We start from the raw sequence: 14871 nt of genomic DNA, 5'->3' as shown, positions 1-14871 counted from the left end.
CACCCACGAACGCTCTCGCACAAGGACACATCTCATGCATTTGAAACACCTGTTGTCACGCGTGGTGCCGCCCTTCATGGGCTTGGCACTGCTGGTGGGCATTTGGTCGCTGGTGTCTGTCACCAGCACCAACAACTTTCCCAACCCAACCGACACCTTCTGGCAAGCCGTGGATGTGTTCAGCAACCCGTTCTACAGCAACGGCCCCAACGACCAAGGCGTGGGCTGGAACGTGTGGAGTTCTCTCAAGCGCGTGGCACTGGGTTTTGGTTTGGCCGCGTTGGTGGGCATTCCTTTGGGCTTTCTGATTGGACGCTTCGAGTTCTTGTCGCGCATGTTCAACCCGCTCATCAGCTTGTTGCGCCCTGTATCGCCCTTGGCTTGGTTGCCCATTGGTTTGTTGGTGTTCAAAGGCGCCAACCCTGCGGCCATTTGGACCATCTTCATCTGCTCCATTTGGCCCATGGTCATCAACACCGCCGTCGGTGTGCAACGTGTGCCGCAAGACTACATGAACGTGGCGCGTGTGCTCAACCTCTCGGAATGGAAGATCGTCAGCAAGATTTTGTTCCCTGCGGTGTTGCCCTACATGTTGACCGGCGTGCGCTTGGCCGTAGGCACAGCGTGGTTGGTCATCGTCGCGGCTGAGATGCTGACCGGTGGCGTGGGAATTGGCTTTTGGGTGTGGGACGAATGGAACAACCTGAATGTGAAAAACATCATCATCGCCATCTTCGTGATTGGCATCGTGGGCTTGGTGTTGGAGTACGCCCTCATCAAACTCGCCACCGCATTCACCTTTGAGGAGGTGCAGTCATGAACGCATCGTTGACCACCAAGTATTTGCAAATTCAGGGCGTGGCCCAAACCTTTCGCACCGCCAAAGGCGACTTCCCCGCCTTGCGCGACATTGACCTGACCGTGGGCAAAGGCGAGTTCGTCGCTCTCATCGGCCACTCGGGTTGCGGCAAGTCCACCTTGCTCAACCTCATTGCAGGTTTGACCACACCCACGCAAGGCACCTTGATTTGCGCCAACCGCGAAATCGCAGGCCCAGGCCCCGAGCGTGCGGTGGTGTTTCAAAACCACTCGCTCTTGCCTTGGCTCACTTGCTTTGAAAACGTTTACCTCGGCGTGGAACGCGTGTTCGGCCAAACCGGCATCGTGGACGGCAAGCCCAAAGAAGACAAAGCCCAGCTCACCGCACGCACCCACGCGGCACTCGACATGGTGGGCTTGAGCCACGCCGCTCAAAAGCGCCCTGGCGAAATTTCGGGTGGCATGAAGCAACGCGTGGGCATTGCCCGCGCCTTGGCGATGGAGCCGCAAGTGCTGTTGATGGACGAACCCTTTGGCGCCTTGGATGCATTGACACGCGCCAAGCTGCAAGACGAGTTGCTGGCCATCGTGGCCAACACGCAAAGCACGGTGGTGATGGTGACGCACGATGTGGACGAAGCCGTGTTGCTGTCCGACAAGATTGTGATGATGACCAATGGCCCCGCCGCCACCATCGGCGAAGTGCTGCATGTGGACCTGCCTCGCCCCCGCTCACGCGTGACGCTGGCCGACGACCCTGCCTATTTGCACTACCGCAAAGCCGTGATTGACTTTTTGTACACGCGCCAAGCGCACGTGGAAAAACACTGAGGAGCTGAACATGAGTCACAAACTCAAACTCGTGATGGTGGGCAACGGCATGGCCGGTGTGCGCACCTTGGAAGAGCTCATCAAGCTCACGCCTGACCTGTACGACATCACCGTCTTCGGCTCAGAACCGCACCCCAACTACAACCGCATCTTGCTATCTCCCGTGCTAGCGGGTGAGCAAACCTTGGATGAAATCATCCTCAACCCACTCGATTGGTACAGCGACAACCACATCACCCTGCACACCAGTTGGACGGTGACTGAGGTGGACCGTGTCAAACGCATCGTTCACGCCACCAACGCCGCAGGCGAAGTCAAGAGCGCGCCGTATGACCGCTTGATTTTGGCCACCGGCTCCAACCCCTTCATGCTGCCCGTGCCGGGCCGTGAATTAGACGGCGTGTTGGCCTACCGCGACATTGCCGACACACAGGCCATGATTGATGCGGCCACGACATACAAACACGCGGTGGTGATTGGCGGCGGTTTGCTCGGCCTCGAAGCAGCCAACGGTTTGATGAAACGCGGCATGAGCGTGACCGTGGTGCACGTCGGTGAATGGCTGATGGAGCGTCAGCTCGACAAAGTGGCAGGCGGCTTGTTGCAACGCTCGCTCGAAGAGCGCGGCATGCAGTTCCGCATGCAGGCACACACCCAAGAATTGCAAGCCGACAAAAACGGCCGTGTGGCATCGGTCTTGTTCAAAGACGGCTCGCATGTGCCCGCCGAGTTGGTGGTGATGGCCGTGGGCATTCGCCCCAACACGGCGTTGGCCGAAAAAATGCACCTGCATTGCGAACGCGGCATTGTGGTCAGCGACACGCTGCAAACCGTGACCGACCCACGCATTTATGCCGTGGGCGAATGCGCGGCGCACCGTGGCATTGCCTATGGTTTGGTGGCACCTTTGTTTGAACAAGGCAAAGTGTTGGCCAACCATTTGGCTGAGTTCGGCATTGGCCGCTACACCGGCTCGCTCACCTCGACCAAGCTCAAAGTCACCGGCATTGATTTGTTCAGCGCGGGCGACTTCATGGGAAGCGATGACGGCAGCACTGAAGAGATTGTGTTGAGCGACCCGCACGAAGGCGTGTACAAAAAACTCGTCATCCGCAACGACCAATTGGTGGGCGCCTGTTTGTACGGCGACACCGTAGACGGCAGCTGGTACTTCAAACTGCTGCGCGATGGCCGCAGCGTGGCCGACATCCGCGAAAAGCTGATGTTTGGTGAATCGAACATTGGTGACGTGGGCCATGAAGGCCACAGCAAAGCCGCCAGCATGCCCGACGATGCCGAGGTGTGCGGTTGCAACGGCGTGAAAAAAGGTGCCATTTGCAAAGCCATCAAAGACAAAGGTTTGTTCACCTTGGACGAAGTGCGCAAGCACACCAAAGCCAGCGCCTCGTGCGGTTCCTGCACGGGCTTGGTGGAACAAATTTTGATGTTCACCGCAGGCGGCGATTACTCGGCCACGCCGAAGAAAAAAGCCATCTGCGGCTGCACCGACCATAGCCACCAAGAAGTGCGCGATGCGATTCGGGACCAAAAGCTGTTGACCAGCGACGCGGTGTTCCAATTTCTAGAGTGGAAGAGCCCAACAGGCTGCGCCACTTGCCGCCCTGCCATCAACTATTACCGCATGAGCAGCTGGCCCAAAGAAGCGCTGGACGACCCGCAAAGCCGCCTCATCAACGAGCGCAGCCACGCCAACATCCAAAAGGATGGCACTTACAGCGTCATCCCACGCATGTGGGGCGGTGAGACCACCGCCGACGAATTGCGCCGCATTGCCGACGTGGTGGACAAATACAACATCCCCACCGTCAAGGTCACGGGTGGTCAACGCATTGACTTGCTCGGTGTGAAGAAAGAAGACTTGGTCAATGTGTGGAAAGACATTGGCATGCCGTGCGGCCACGCCTACGCCAAAGCTTTGCGCACCGTCAAAACCTGCGTGGGCAGCGAGTGGTGCCGCATGGGCACGCAAGACAGCACGCAAATGGGCAAAGACCTTGAGAAAGCCATGTGGCGCATGTACGCACCGCACAAGGTGAAGTTCGCCGTGTCGGGCTGCCCGCGCAACTGCGCAGAAGCAGGCATCAAAGACGTGGGCATCATCGGCGTGGACAGCGGCTGGGAGATGTACATCGCCGGCAACGGGGGCATCAAAACCGAAGTGGCTGAGTTCTTTGTGAAGGTAAAAACCTCCGAAGAAGTGATGGAGTACACCGGTGCCTTCATGCAGCTCTACCGCGAAGAAGGTTGGTACCTCGAGCGCACTGTGCACTACGTGAACCGCGTGGGCATGGACTACGTGAAGAAAAAAATCTTAGACGACGAAGCAGGCCGCAAAGCCTTGTGGGCACGTTTGCAATTTGCGCTCGACGGCGAACCCGACCCATGGTTTGAATTTGACAAAGCAAAAGTCGACACGCGCCAGTTTGAAGCCATCACCGTTTAAGGACACACACCATGACCGAATGGAAAGTCATTTGCAAAGTTGACGACATCCCCGTGCTGGGCGCACGCCGCGTGCAGCGCGCCAGGGGGGTCGAAGTGGCGGTGTTTCGCAACGCTGAAGACAAAGTGTTTGCCCTGCTGGACCAGTGCCCACACAAACGCGGCCCTTTGAGCCAAGGCTTGGTGTTTGGCGAAACCGTGGTGTGCCCGTTGCACAACTGGCACATCGGGTTGGTCGACGGCTGCGCCCACGCGCCCGATGAAGGCTGCACAACCCGCTTTGCGGTGCGTGTGGAAAACGGCAATGTGGCCTTGGATGTGAACGAGCTCAACACGCTTGCCATTGACGACGCCACTGCAGCCACAGTCCCGAACTGACACACCCCAACCGCTCGAAAGCCGCCATGAAAGAAACGCGTTCAACCTGCCCCTACTGCGGTGTGGGCTGCGGCGTCATCATCGAATCGAACGCGGGCCACATCACCGGTGTGCGCGGCGACCCTGCACACCCCGCCAACTTTGGGCGCTTGTGCAGCAAAGGTTCGTCACTGCACCTCACCGCCAGCCCCGCGATGGCGGCACAAACACGTTTGCTGCAACCCATGCGTCGCTTGGTGCGCGGCGGCAGCTTGCAGCCGACAACGTGGGACAGCGCCATGCAATTGGCCAGCCAAACACTGGGCCACATCGTGCGCACACACGGGGCCGATGCGCTGGGGTTTTATGTGTCAGGCCAGTTGCTGACCGAAGACTATTACGTGTTCAACAAACTGGTCAAAGGCTTGCTGGGCACCAACAACATCGACACCAACTCACGCCTGTGCATGAGCAGCGCGGTGGCGGGCTACAAGCTCACGCTCGGTGCTGATGCACCGCCCGCTTGCTACGAGGACGTGATGCATGCCGATTGCTTGTTCATCGCGGGCAGCAACGCAGCATATGCACACCCTGTTCTATTCAGACGCATCGAAGACGCGCGTGCGAAGAACCCCAACCTCAAAATCATCGTGGCCGACCCGCGCCGCACTGACACCGCCAGCAGCGCCGACATTCACTTGGCGTTGCAACCCGGCACCGATGTGACGCTGTTTCACGGCATGCTGCATGTGATGCTGGCCGAAGGCTGGGTAGACAACGCCTACATCGCCGCGCACACAGAGGGCTTTCAAGCGCTGAAAAATTTGGTGGCCGACTACACACCCGCACGCGTGCACGACGTGTGCGGCATCACGCCCGAACAACTGTTGCAAGCCACACGCTGGTTTGCGGGCATACCCGACGACAACAAGGCCAACACGCCCAACCCCGCGTGGCGCACGCTGAGCCTGTATTGCCAAGGCTTGAACCAATCGAGCAGTGGCACCGCCAAAAATGCCTCGCTCATCAACCTGCATTTAGCAACGGCGCAAATTGGCAAAGCGGGTGCAGGCCCCTTCTCGCTCACCGGCCAACCCAACGCCATGGGAGGCCGCGAAGTGGGCGGTTTGGCCAACCTCATCAGCGCGCACCGCGACATGAGCAAGCCCGAACACCGCTCTGAAGTCGCAGCGCTGTGGGGCATTGACGATGTACCGTCTAAGCCGGGAAAAACCGCCGTAGAAATGTTTGAAGCCGCCGCCGATGGCGAAATCAAAGCGCTGTGGATTGCCTGCACCAACCCCGCCCAATCCATGCCCGACCAAGCCACAGTGCGCCGTGCTTTAGAACGCGCCGAGTTTGTGGTGGTGCAAGAAGCCTTTGCCACAGCCGAGACCTGCGACTTCGCCGACCTGCTGCTACCCGCCACCACATGGGGCGAAAAAGAAGGCACGGTCACCAACAGCGAACGCCGCATCACCCGCGTGCGTGCCGCTGTGCCAGCCCCCGGACAAACCAAACACGATTGGCAAATCGTGGTGGACTTGGCCACACGGTTGGCGCAAGAGCCTGGCGTGGCTCCACACAAAGACGGCCTGCACATGGCCTACACCTCGCCCGAAGAAATTTGGGTGGAGCACCGCGAATCCACCCGAGGCCGTGACCTCGACATCACCGGCCTGAGCTACGCGCATTTGGACCAAAGCCCTGAGCAATGGCCCATGCACGAAGGCGCCACACAAGGCCAAGCACGCTTGTATGAAGACGGTGTATTTGCCACTGCCAATGGCCGTGCCAAATTTGCCGCCCTGCCCTATGTGCCTACGGCAGAAGTGCGTGAATCACGCTTTCCGTTCTCGCTCAACACAGGCCGCTTGCGTGACCAGTGGCACGGCATGACGCGCACAGGCTTGGTCGGCAAACTGTTTGGTCACGTGCCCGAGCCTGTGGTGCAACTGCACCCAGACGACATGGCTCGGCTTGGGTTTGACGAAGGCACATTGGTGCACGTCACCAGCAAACGTGGTTCCATCGTGTTGCCCGCACAAGCCAGTGCCGACCTTGGCGCGCACCAAGCGTTCATTGCCATGCATTGGGGCGCGGCGTTTTTGAGCGGACGTGACCACCAAAACAAACCCCTCGCGGGCGTGAACGCCATCACCACCTCAGCCTATTGCCCGACCTCGAAGCAGCCTGAGCTCAAGCATGCCGCGGTCAAAGTGCTGAAAGCCGAATTGCCTTGGACGCTGCTGGCCGTGGCATGGCTGCCCGAGCACAAAGCGCAAACCATTTTGCAAAACCTGCGTGCGCGCATGGTGCAGTTTGAATTTGCGAGCTGCGTGCCGTTCAGCGATACACCGACAGAAGGTCCTGCCCGTCAAGGCGTGTTGATGCGTGCGGCCTGTAGCGAAGCGCCTGACATGGCGCTGCTGCACGACATTGAACAACTCTTGGGTTTGAACGGCAGCGACAGCCTGCGCTACGTCGATGCCAAACGCAGCCAACTGCGCAGCATGCGTTTGCAACACAGCGAAGCCACCCAAGCCAAAGACACCCAGCTCAACGCCTTCATCATCGCGGGCGACACCTCGGCCGAGACGTGGCTCAAAGCCTTGCTGCAAACCCAATCGTCCACCCAAGCCTACGGTCGCCGCTTGTTAATGACTGGCAGCAAACCGCCCATCGCCTTAGTCGATGCAGGCAAGACAGTGTGCAGCTGCGTGGGCGTGAAAGATGTAGCCATTCACAACCATCTCAAGATTTACAAAGGCGGCAGCGCACAACGCTTGGCCTCGCTGCAAGGCACGCTCAAGTGCGGCACCCAATGCGGCTCGTGCGTGCCTGAGCTGCGCCGCATGATTCAACTCACAGAGAGCACGACATGACCCAACAACAGACACATCAGCAGCCTCTCGTCACCCTGGTAGGCGCAGGCCCGGGCGACCCTGAGTTGCTCACCCTCAAAGCGGTCAAAGCCATTTCAAACGCCACCGTCTTGTTGGTCGACGACTTGGTGAGCGATGCCATAGTGGCTTACGCCCCTCCCTCAGCACGCATCATCTATGTGGGCAAACGGGGTGGCTGCCAATCCACACCACAAGCCTTCATTGAAAAGCTCATGCTGCAAGAAGCCTTGGCGGGTCAAAACGTGGTGCGCCTCAAAGGTGGCGACCCGTTCATCTTTGGACGTGGCGGTGAAGAGGTGGAACACCTGCAACAGCAAGGCGTGAACGTGACTGTCATCAACGGCATCACCGCAGGCTTGGCCGGCGTCACCTCGCTGGGCGTGCCACTGACGCACCGCGCCCATGCGCATGGTGTGTTGTTCATCACGGGCCACGCCAAACAAGATGCCACCGATGCGGTGGACTGGGCAGCCTTGTCGCACACCGCGGCACAAGCCAAACTCACCTTGGTGATTTACATGGGGATGAGCGGTGCCGAGCAATTGCAAGCATCGTTGCTGCGTGGGCTCAATCCCCACACCCCCGTGGCCGTGATTCAACACGTGAGCCTGCCCACGCAACGCCATGTGGTGTGCACGTTGCGTGATTTGCACGCCACCGTGGTGCGCGACCACATGGCCAGCCCTTCCGTCATCGTGGTGGGCGATGTGCTGCAAGGCTTGCTGCACCTCGCACAAAACAACCAACGCTTAGTCGCTACGGCCTAAATCTTTTCAAGCAACTCAGGAGCCATCATGAACCGTCTCGACGTGACCGAAAAAATCATCAGCACCAAAGTGTCCAAAGGCATCAAGTGGGAAGACGTGGCCAAAAAAGTGGGCCTCTCCAAAGAGTGGACCACCGCCGCCTGCTTAGGCCAAATGACTTTGGATGCCAAACAAGCCAAAGTGGTTGGCAAGATTTTTGGCCTCGATGCCGAAGAACAAAAGTGGTTGCAAGTGGTGCCCTACAAAGGCTCCTTGCCCACACCCGTGCCCACCGACCCCTTGATTTACCGCTGGTACGAAATCGTCAGCGTGTATGGCAGCACCATCAAAGAACTCATCCACGAAGAGTTTGGCGACGGCATCATGAGTGCGATTGATTTCTCGATGGACATCGTGCGCCAGCCCGACCCCAAAGGTGACCGCGTGAACGTGGTGCTGTCGGGCAAATTCTTGCCCTACAAACAATACTGAGCATGGGCGCAGCGGCGGCAGAGGTGTTGTTGGCGCAGATGTGTGCCAGAAGCCATGTCGCCCCCAAACGCTTAGAGGCACCCGGCCCCAGTGCGGATGAGTTGGCACTTATCTTCAGGGCCGCGGCCCAGGCACCAGACCACGGACGCATCCGGCCTTGGCGCTTCATCGTGGTGCCAAACGATCAACGCGAAGCCTTAGGCCATGCGTTTGTGCAGGCGCTGCAAGCGCGCGACGCCAATGCCAGCTCAGCCGAATTAGAGACGGCCTACAACAAAGCATTTCGTGCACCGTGCTTGATGCTAGCCGTGGTCAGCCACACACCTTATGAACTGCATGTGCCTGTGCATGAACGTTTGATCTCTTTGGGATGCGCGATTCAAAACATGCTGTTGATGGCACAAGCCTTGTCGATGGGCAGTGGCATCACCAGCGGGCAAGCGATGAATGCGCCCAGCATTCGCGAGTTGTTCAAACTACAAGAGCACGAAGAAGGCATTTGCTATGTGGCGTTTGGCCATGCAAGCGCACACAAAGCCAGAAGACAAAGACCCGAAATATTGAACTTTGTCACGGTGCTTACATGAAAAAAGGGTTCCCATTTTGGGAACCCTTTTCAATTTTGGGGTGGCTGATGGGGCTCGAACCCACGACAACAGGAATCACAATCCATTTCAGAACATAGGATCCATGGGGTTAGCGTGGAATTTTTTGTAATATACAGTGCTTTAGAAAGCACCATTTGGCGCCATTTAGCTATGAGTATTCCAAATAAATTAACTTAAAAGATAGAGAAAAATTACTCAACAAATTTGCTGCATTAATTTGATTTGTATTGATTGTTTTCACACAAAATCTAAGACACGCTCCATAGCCTGAAGTTGATCTTAAGTCGCCGTTCGTGTTTAGCAAGCCGCTCAAAAAAATCCTGTGAATCGATGACGCGAGGCTGGGTGCCACATCACCGCGACTGATGCCACCTGCCCCATGGATTGGGTTTGTCTGTGCAATACCAAACAAGGTTCAGTTGTAGGAATATTCAACATCTCTCTGATATGAGATGGCGGTAAGCAGGCCTCAATTTCAAAATGCACTCCCTGTAATGGCGCCATACGCATCAAGTACGCGTTTGGAGTCAAGCTATTGAAATCTTGCGAAATATAGTCCGGAGCGACCATCGGGTTAACGTACCGGTCTTCAACCTGAATAGGCTGATCGTTCTCAAAGTGCACGACTACAGAATGAAAAACCACCTGATCTGGCTTCAAGCCAAGCTGAGGCCCCAGCACCTCCCCCGCTTTGACACGTTCTAAACAATGAAGTTCACTGCGGTGCTTGTGACCTCGGCCAGCAATTTCATCAGCAATATTTCGAATCTCAACCAGGGTGGATTGATATTTTTGCTGAGCGACATAAGTGCCAGAGCCCTGAATCCTCTTAACGATCTGCTCATCTGAAAGTTCACGAACAGCCCGATTGACTGTCATACGTGACACACCAAACTCACGAGCTAAGTTCTCTTCACTTGGAATCAACTCGCCATCCGTCCATTCGCCGTCATGGATCTTGGCAAGGATATGGGCCTTGATAGCCTGAAAGGCCGGCTGGCGCTTTTTTATTGAAGTAGTTTTTGGCATTTTTAGGTGTTTTCCCGCGGTTGCTAGAAACATCATTGACAGCGATCTTAGCTGTGATTACATTTTGCTTTACGAAGTTGTATAGACAACATAGTTGTTTTACAAATATATGTATATACAATTTTCGTTCGTAAATCTGTGACCTCCAGTTAACTCTGATTCAACGACAGCCACCGAAAGGAACAACTCATGAAATCCAGCACTCCCCATTTTTCATTACTAACAGTCGCTGCTGCGGCTGTGGCCTTTTCTGCTTCCCCTGCTTGGGCGCAGCTTAAGTTGGGCTTTAACGTTCCGTTAACAGGCTTTGCCGCTGCTGATGGCAAGTCATCTCTAGAGGGTGCAAAGCTAGCTGTTGAACAAGCTAACGCGAAAGGTGGAGTAGCTGGGCAAAAAATTGAGCTGGTGGTCTATGACGACCAAGCCACACCCAAAGAAGCTGTCCCTTCAGCTACAAAGATGGTTGAAAAAGATCAGGTAATTGCAGCTGTCTCTGGTTCATATTCAGGATCTACCCGCGCTGCTGCAGTGATATTCCAGCGCGCTCAAATTCCGTACGTCGTGGCCTATGCCATCCACCCCGAAATCACACTCGCTGGGGACTACATGTTCCGCGTCTCAGCAATGGGCGAAGTCCAAGGACGTGGGGGTGCCAAGCTAGTGCAAAACCTGGGCAAAAAGAATGTTGTCCTCGTAACCCTCAAGAACGACTTTGGTCAAGCTTTAGCTGCTGGTTTTAAAGAAGCCGCTCCCAAGCTAGGCATCAACATCATCAACGAGTACGAATATGGCATGCCGGACCGTCAATTCGGTCCACTCGTGAGCAAGATTAAATCCGACAACCCAGACGTGATCTACGCCTCTGGCTACTTCTTTACAGCTGGACCACTCGTGAGTCAACTTCGTGCAGCTGGTGTTACTGCTCCCATCATCGGCCAGGAAGGTTACGACTCAGACAAGTTCATCGAAATTGCCGGCCCTGCATCTGAGGGAACGTATGTAACAACATCACTTGACCGAGACTCTGATGCACCTGCAACCAAGGCCTTTCTAGCCGACTATCGCAAGGCGACAAACTCTGGTGCCGACATGGTGGCTGCAGCATCCTTTACTGCTACGGCTGTAGCGATTGAGGGCCTGAGAAAAAGCGGAGGTAAAGGTGGAGCAGCACTGCGCGATGCGATTGCAGCAGGCAGCTACAACATGCCTATCGGCAAGCTTGAGTTCAATGATCTACACGAAGTGAGAAAAGACATTCAAGTACAGATCGTGAAAGACAAGGCCTTCCGTCGCCATTCAGTCATTTCTGACCCGGTCCTCTTGGCTCCACCAACTAAAGCTAAGTAAGTCTGGAATTAAACAATGCTCGCGATTGAACTTATCGCGCAGGGCCTGATCCAGGGCAGCATCTACGCTCTTGTGGCGTTGGGGCTGACCCTGGTCTACGGTCTGTTGCGCATCCTTCATGTGGCGCACGCAGCACTTTTCACCTTAGGTGGATACGTCGGCGTCATGGTGTGCAACGCCAGTGGCAACTTAGCGCTGGGCTTTCTATGTGCAGCATTAATTTCAGGCTTCGGCGGCGTGGTTATGTTCCGGCTCGCATATCAGCCGTTACTGAGCCAGCCGCCATACGTAGCGCTGATCGCATCCATCGGACTGTTCATTGCCTCCGAAGAAGCGTTTCGCATCATCTTTGGTGCACAAGGAATGTCGTTTAACAACCCGGTGCTGCAACAACAATTTGTTCTAGGTGGTGGACTCCAATTTAAGCTGGCTGAACTGTTGGTAATGCTCAGCACTGCGACCATCATCGGCGTTCTTGCTTGGCTGCAGTCGAGAACACGAGTGGGCATTGCCTGTCAAGCCACGGTTTCAGATCCGCAAATGGCTCAGTCCTTTGGCATTTCTCTTCGCAAAGTCCGCGATATCAACTTCTTCGTGGGCTCGGCTTTAGCTGGGTTTGCAGGCGTCTGGGTGGCTTTATTGAATAACCTGGTCGAGCCCACCATGGGCAGCGTGCCCTCCTACAAAGCACTAGCGATCATCGTGCTTGGTGGACTGGGCTCGGTCCCAGGCACTCTGGCCGCAGCACTGCTACTTGGTGTGATTGAGGCCTTTGGCACGATTTATCTTGGCGACATCCTAGACCGCAATGCAATCGCATTCGCTTTCTTGATTGCGGTGCTGATGGTGCGCCCTCAGGGCCTGTTTGCCCGCAGCTGACCTAGAAGCACAGATCATGAATTACGAAATTTCATTGCTAACTACCATGGCAATTGCCGTGATGTTTGCGCTCTCTCTCAATTTGATCACTGGCTTTTGCGGCCAGATCAGCTTAGGGCATGCCACCTTTCAAGGCATTGGAGCCTATACAGCTGCGATGTTAGGTAAAGCAGGTTTACCGTTTCTCGCAACCATTCCCGTTGCAATGGTCCTCGCCGGCCTGTTAGGTGTGATTGTCGGATTGGCTTCACTACGAGTGCGAGCAGACTTCCTGGCAATCACCACCATGGGCGTAGGTTTCCTCTTTGTCGGCATCGTTCGTCAACAAGAGTTTCTAGGTGGTGAGCTGGGGATATCTTCAATTCCAGACCATGGATTAGGCCGCGTGGGCTTCATGGCCCTTGCGCTGTTGATGTGCATCGGCGTTGCCGCTTTGAGCATTTACATCAAGCGCAGCTGGATGGGTCGTGTGTTTAACGGTATCGCTGAAGACGAAGACACCATGAGGGTTCTGGGTATCGATGTGCCACGCTACAAATTAGCAGCCTTCGCCATGGGCACCGCACTGGCGGGTATGTCGGGTGCTTTCTACACCTATCACCTGAACTTCATCGGTGCGGAGAGTTTTGGTTTTGTAGAGTCCATCACAGTTTTGTCCATGGTTGTGTTTGGTGGCATTGGCTCCGTACCTGGAGTGATCATCGCTGCCGCCCTACTCTCTGTGCTGCCCGCTTGGTTCCAGGTCATCGGCGACTACAAATTATTGGTCTATGGGGGCTTGCTGTTCTTGATGATGCGTTTTTCGCCAGATGGCATGGCTGGATTATCTAAGCGCTTCACTCATATGAAGCTGTTCACGACAGGAGGCAAATCATGAATAAACAGCCATCCGATGAGCCGCTGTTAAAAGTACATCATGTGACTGTACGTTTTGGCGGATTAACTGCTGTAGATGATGTAACTTTCGAAGTCCACGAAGGCGATCTGCTCGGCCTAATCGGCCCAAACGGTGCAGGTAAAACGACCTTGATGCGCTCCATCATCGGCGTAGTCCAACCCACAGAGGGAAGCGTCTCACTAGGAGGCGAATCGCTCAACGGACTGCCCATACACAAACGCATCCAACGTGGCATGTCTTTGTCTCAGCAGTTAGTCAAACCGTTACACGACATAAGCATGGGCGATAACGTCGCTCTGGCTGCGGCCAGTGCAAAGACTGTCAGCCCGTTACGTGCTTTGCTTAACGTATCTAACGAGCAAGAACTGGCTGTGGCTCAGCATGAATTGCAGCGAGTAGGCATTGCGAGCATGGCATCGCAAAGTCCAAGCATCCAGCCGCTTGGTGTGCTCAAACGTTTGGAACTGGCGCGAGCTCTAGCACTCAAGCCACGCTTGCTGCTGCTCGACGAGCCTTTGGCGGGTTTGAACTCTCAAGAAGCCCACGCCTTGGCAGCAACGATCGCCGAGATCAATCAACAAGGCCTAACCATTGTGCTGATCGAACACAACTTAGGTGAGGTCATGCGCATATGCCGACGCTTAGTCGTGCTGGACAACGGGAAAAAAATTGGCGATGGCGACCCGCGCACAGTCATGGCAGACCCCGTCGTGCGGGCTGCTTACCTAGGCGGAGATGCATTGGGTGCAGCTGCCGCAGAAGGACAACCCAAATTGGAGACGCAACATGCTTGAGCTCACATCCGTTTCCTGCGGCTACGGCGCTTTTCAGGCAGTTCACAACCTATCGCTTTCACTACGACCAGGCACTATCACTGGACTATTGGGGGCAAACGGCGCAGGGAAGTCTTCGACCCTGATGTGCATTGCAGGTCACGTACAGCAACAAGGTGGTGCCATTCAATTAGACGGGGTCGACATCTCTAACCTTGACCCGACCGAACGCGTGCGTAAGGGCATTGCCATTTCACCAGAGGGTCGCCGCCTGTTTAAAGATTTGACTGTGCAAGACAACCTACGTGTAGGAGGCATGGTGCAATCAGCACAAGTTTTCACTCACGACCGTGACCGAGTGCTAGCTTTGTTTCCTCGCTTAGGCGAGCGCCTGAACTCACTGGCCGACAATCTTTCTGGTGGCGAGCAGCAGATGTTGGCTATTGGTCGAGCCTTAATGACGCGACCACGTCTCATCATGATTGATGAGTTATCACTCGGACTCATGCCGAAGGTGATCGACTTGTGCTACCAAGCCCTCATCCAATTGCGCCGCGAAGGCATGACCGTTTTACTTGTTGAACAAAACACCGAACGTGTGCTGAAGATTGCAGACGATATCTGCGTCTTGGAATCTGGAAGCACTGTCTGGCAAGGTAGTGCAGAAGCTGCACGCCACGATCCACATCTCACCGAGGCCTACCTCGGTATTCACTGACCCAA

Annotated in this window: 14 protein-coding genes; 13 read left to right on the top strand and 1 reads right to left on the bottom strand. The window is 55.6% G+C overall.

All coding sequences use genetic code 11. The features are described 5' to 3' along the window. The first annotated feature begins 34 nt into the window (after positions 1–34). From ntrB to C5F52_RS15515, 8 genes are read left to right on the top strand one after another with little or no spacing between them, the layout of a single operon-like run. Positions 35–820, top strand: a complete 786-nt coding sequence (ntrB, locus tag C5F52_RS15550; RefSeq protein ID WP_104799272.1) for a nitrate ABC transporter permease — start codon at positions 35–37, stop codon at positions 818–820. After that, positions 817–1650, top strand: coding sequence for an ABC transporter ATP-binding protein (locus C5F52_RS15545; protein WP_104799271.1), 834 nt, complete (start codon positions 817–819; stop codon positions 1648–1650). Before ntrB ends, C5F52_RS15545 begins: the two co-directional genes overlap by 4 nt. A gap of 10 nt (positions 1651–1660) precedes the next feature. Continuing rightward, on the top strand, positions 1661–4114 hold the full coding sequence (nirB, locus tag C5F52_RS15540; RefSeq protein WP_104799348.1) for a nitrite reductase large subunit NirB: 2454 nt from the start codon (positions 1661–1663) through the stop codon (positions 4112–4114). A gap of 11 nt (positions 4115–4125) precedes the next feature. Beyond that, complete coding sequence (gene nirD, locus C5F52_RS15535) at positions 4126–4491, top strand: nitrite reductase small subunit NirD (RefSeq protein WP_104799270.1); 366 nt, start codon at positions 4126–4128, stop codon at positions 4489–4491. A 26-nt stretch (positions 4492–4517) separates the two neighbouring features. After that, positions 4518–7355: a nitrate reductase gene (locus tag C5F52_RS15530; RefSeq protein ID WP_104799269.1), complete on the top strand. Its 2838-nt coding sequence runs from the start codon at positions 4518–4520 to the stop codon at positions 7353–7355. Further along, a complete protein-coding gene (gene cobA / locus C5F52_RS15525; RefSeq protein ID WP_104799268.1) occupies positions 7352–8143 on the top strand; it encodes a uroporphyrinogen-III C-methyltransferase in 792 nt (263 codons plus the stop codon). Before C5F52_RS15530 ends, cobA begins: the two co-directional genes overlap by 4 nt. 27 nt (positions 8144–8170) lie before the next feature. Then, positions 8171–8614: a cyanase gene (cynS, locus tag C5F52_RS15520; protein ID WP_104799267.1), complete on the top strand. Its 444-nt coding sequence runs from the start codon at positions 8171–8173 to the stop codon at positions 8612–8614. A gap of 2 nt (positions 8615–8616) precedes the next feature. Further along, positions 8617–9201 carry a nitroreductase gene (locus C5F52_RS15515; protein ID WP_104799266.1) on the top strand — a complete coding sequence of 195 codons (585 nt, stop codon included), beginning with the start codon at positions 8617–8619 and terminating at the stop codon, positions 9199–9201. A 330-nt stretch (positions 9202–9531) separates the two neighbouring features. On the opposite strand, the gene hutC is transcribed toward C5F52_RS15515, so the two are convergent. Further along, complete coding sequence (gene hutC, locus C5F52_RS15510; RefSeq protein WP_104799265.1) at positions 9532–10251, bottom strand: histidine utilization repressor; 720 nt, start codon at positions 10249–10251, stop codon at positions 9532–9534. 189 nt (positions 10252–10440) lie between these two features. On the opposite strand from hutC, the gene C5F52_RS15505 reads away from it, so the two are divergent. From C5F52_RS15505 to C5F52_RS15485, 5 genes are read left to right on the top strand one after another with little or no spacing between them, the layout of a single operon-like run. Beyond that, positions 10441–11598 carry an ABC transporter substrate-binding protein gene (locus C5F52_RS15505; protein WP_104799264.1) on the top strand — a complete coding sequence of 386 codons (1158 nt, stop codon included), beginning with the start codon at positions 10441–10443 and terminating at the stop codon, positions 11596–11598. A gap of 15 nt (positions 11599–11613) precedes the next feature. Next, positions 11614–12477, top strand: a complete 864-nt coding sequence (locus C5F52_RS15500) for a branched-chain amino acid ABC transporter permease (protein WP_104799263.1) — start codon at positions 11614–11616, stop codon at positions 12475–12477. Positions 12478–12493: 16 nt separating this feature from the next. After that, entirely contained in the window at positions 12494–13354 is an 861-nt protein-coding gene (locus C5F52_RS15495; protein WP_236657887.1) for a branched-chain amino acid ABC transporter permease, read from the top strand. Beyond that, a complete protein-coding gene (locus C5F52_RS15490) occupies positions 13351–14169 on the top strand; it encodes an ABC transporter ATP-binding protein (RefSeq protein WP_104799261.1) in 819 nt (272 codons plus the stop codon). The genes C5F52_RS15495 and C5F52_RS15490 overlap by 4 nt, the downstream gene beginning before the upstream one ends. Then, a complete protein-coding gene (locus C5F52_RS15485; protein ID WP_104799260.1) occupies positions 14162–14866 on the top strand; it encodes an ABC transporter ATP-binding protein in 705 nt (234 codons plus the stop codon). Before C5F52_RS15490 ends, C5F52_RS15485 begins: the two co-directional genes overlap by 8 nt. The last annotated feature ends 5 nt before the right edge of the window (positions 14867–14871 follow it).

The organism is Limnohabitans sp. TS-CS-82 (assembly GCF_002943475.1).
The sequence above is the reverse complement of the archived record's forward strand: the minus strand, read 5'-3'. Positions and strand labels throughout refer to the sequence as shown.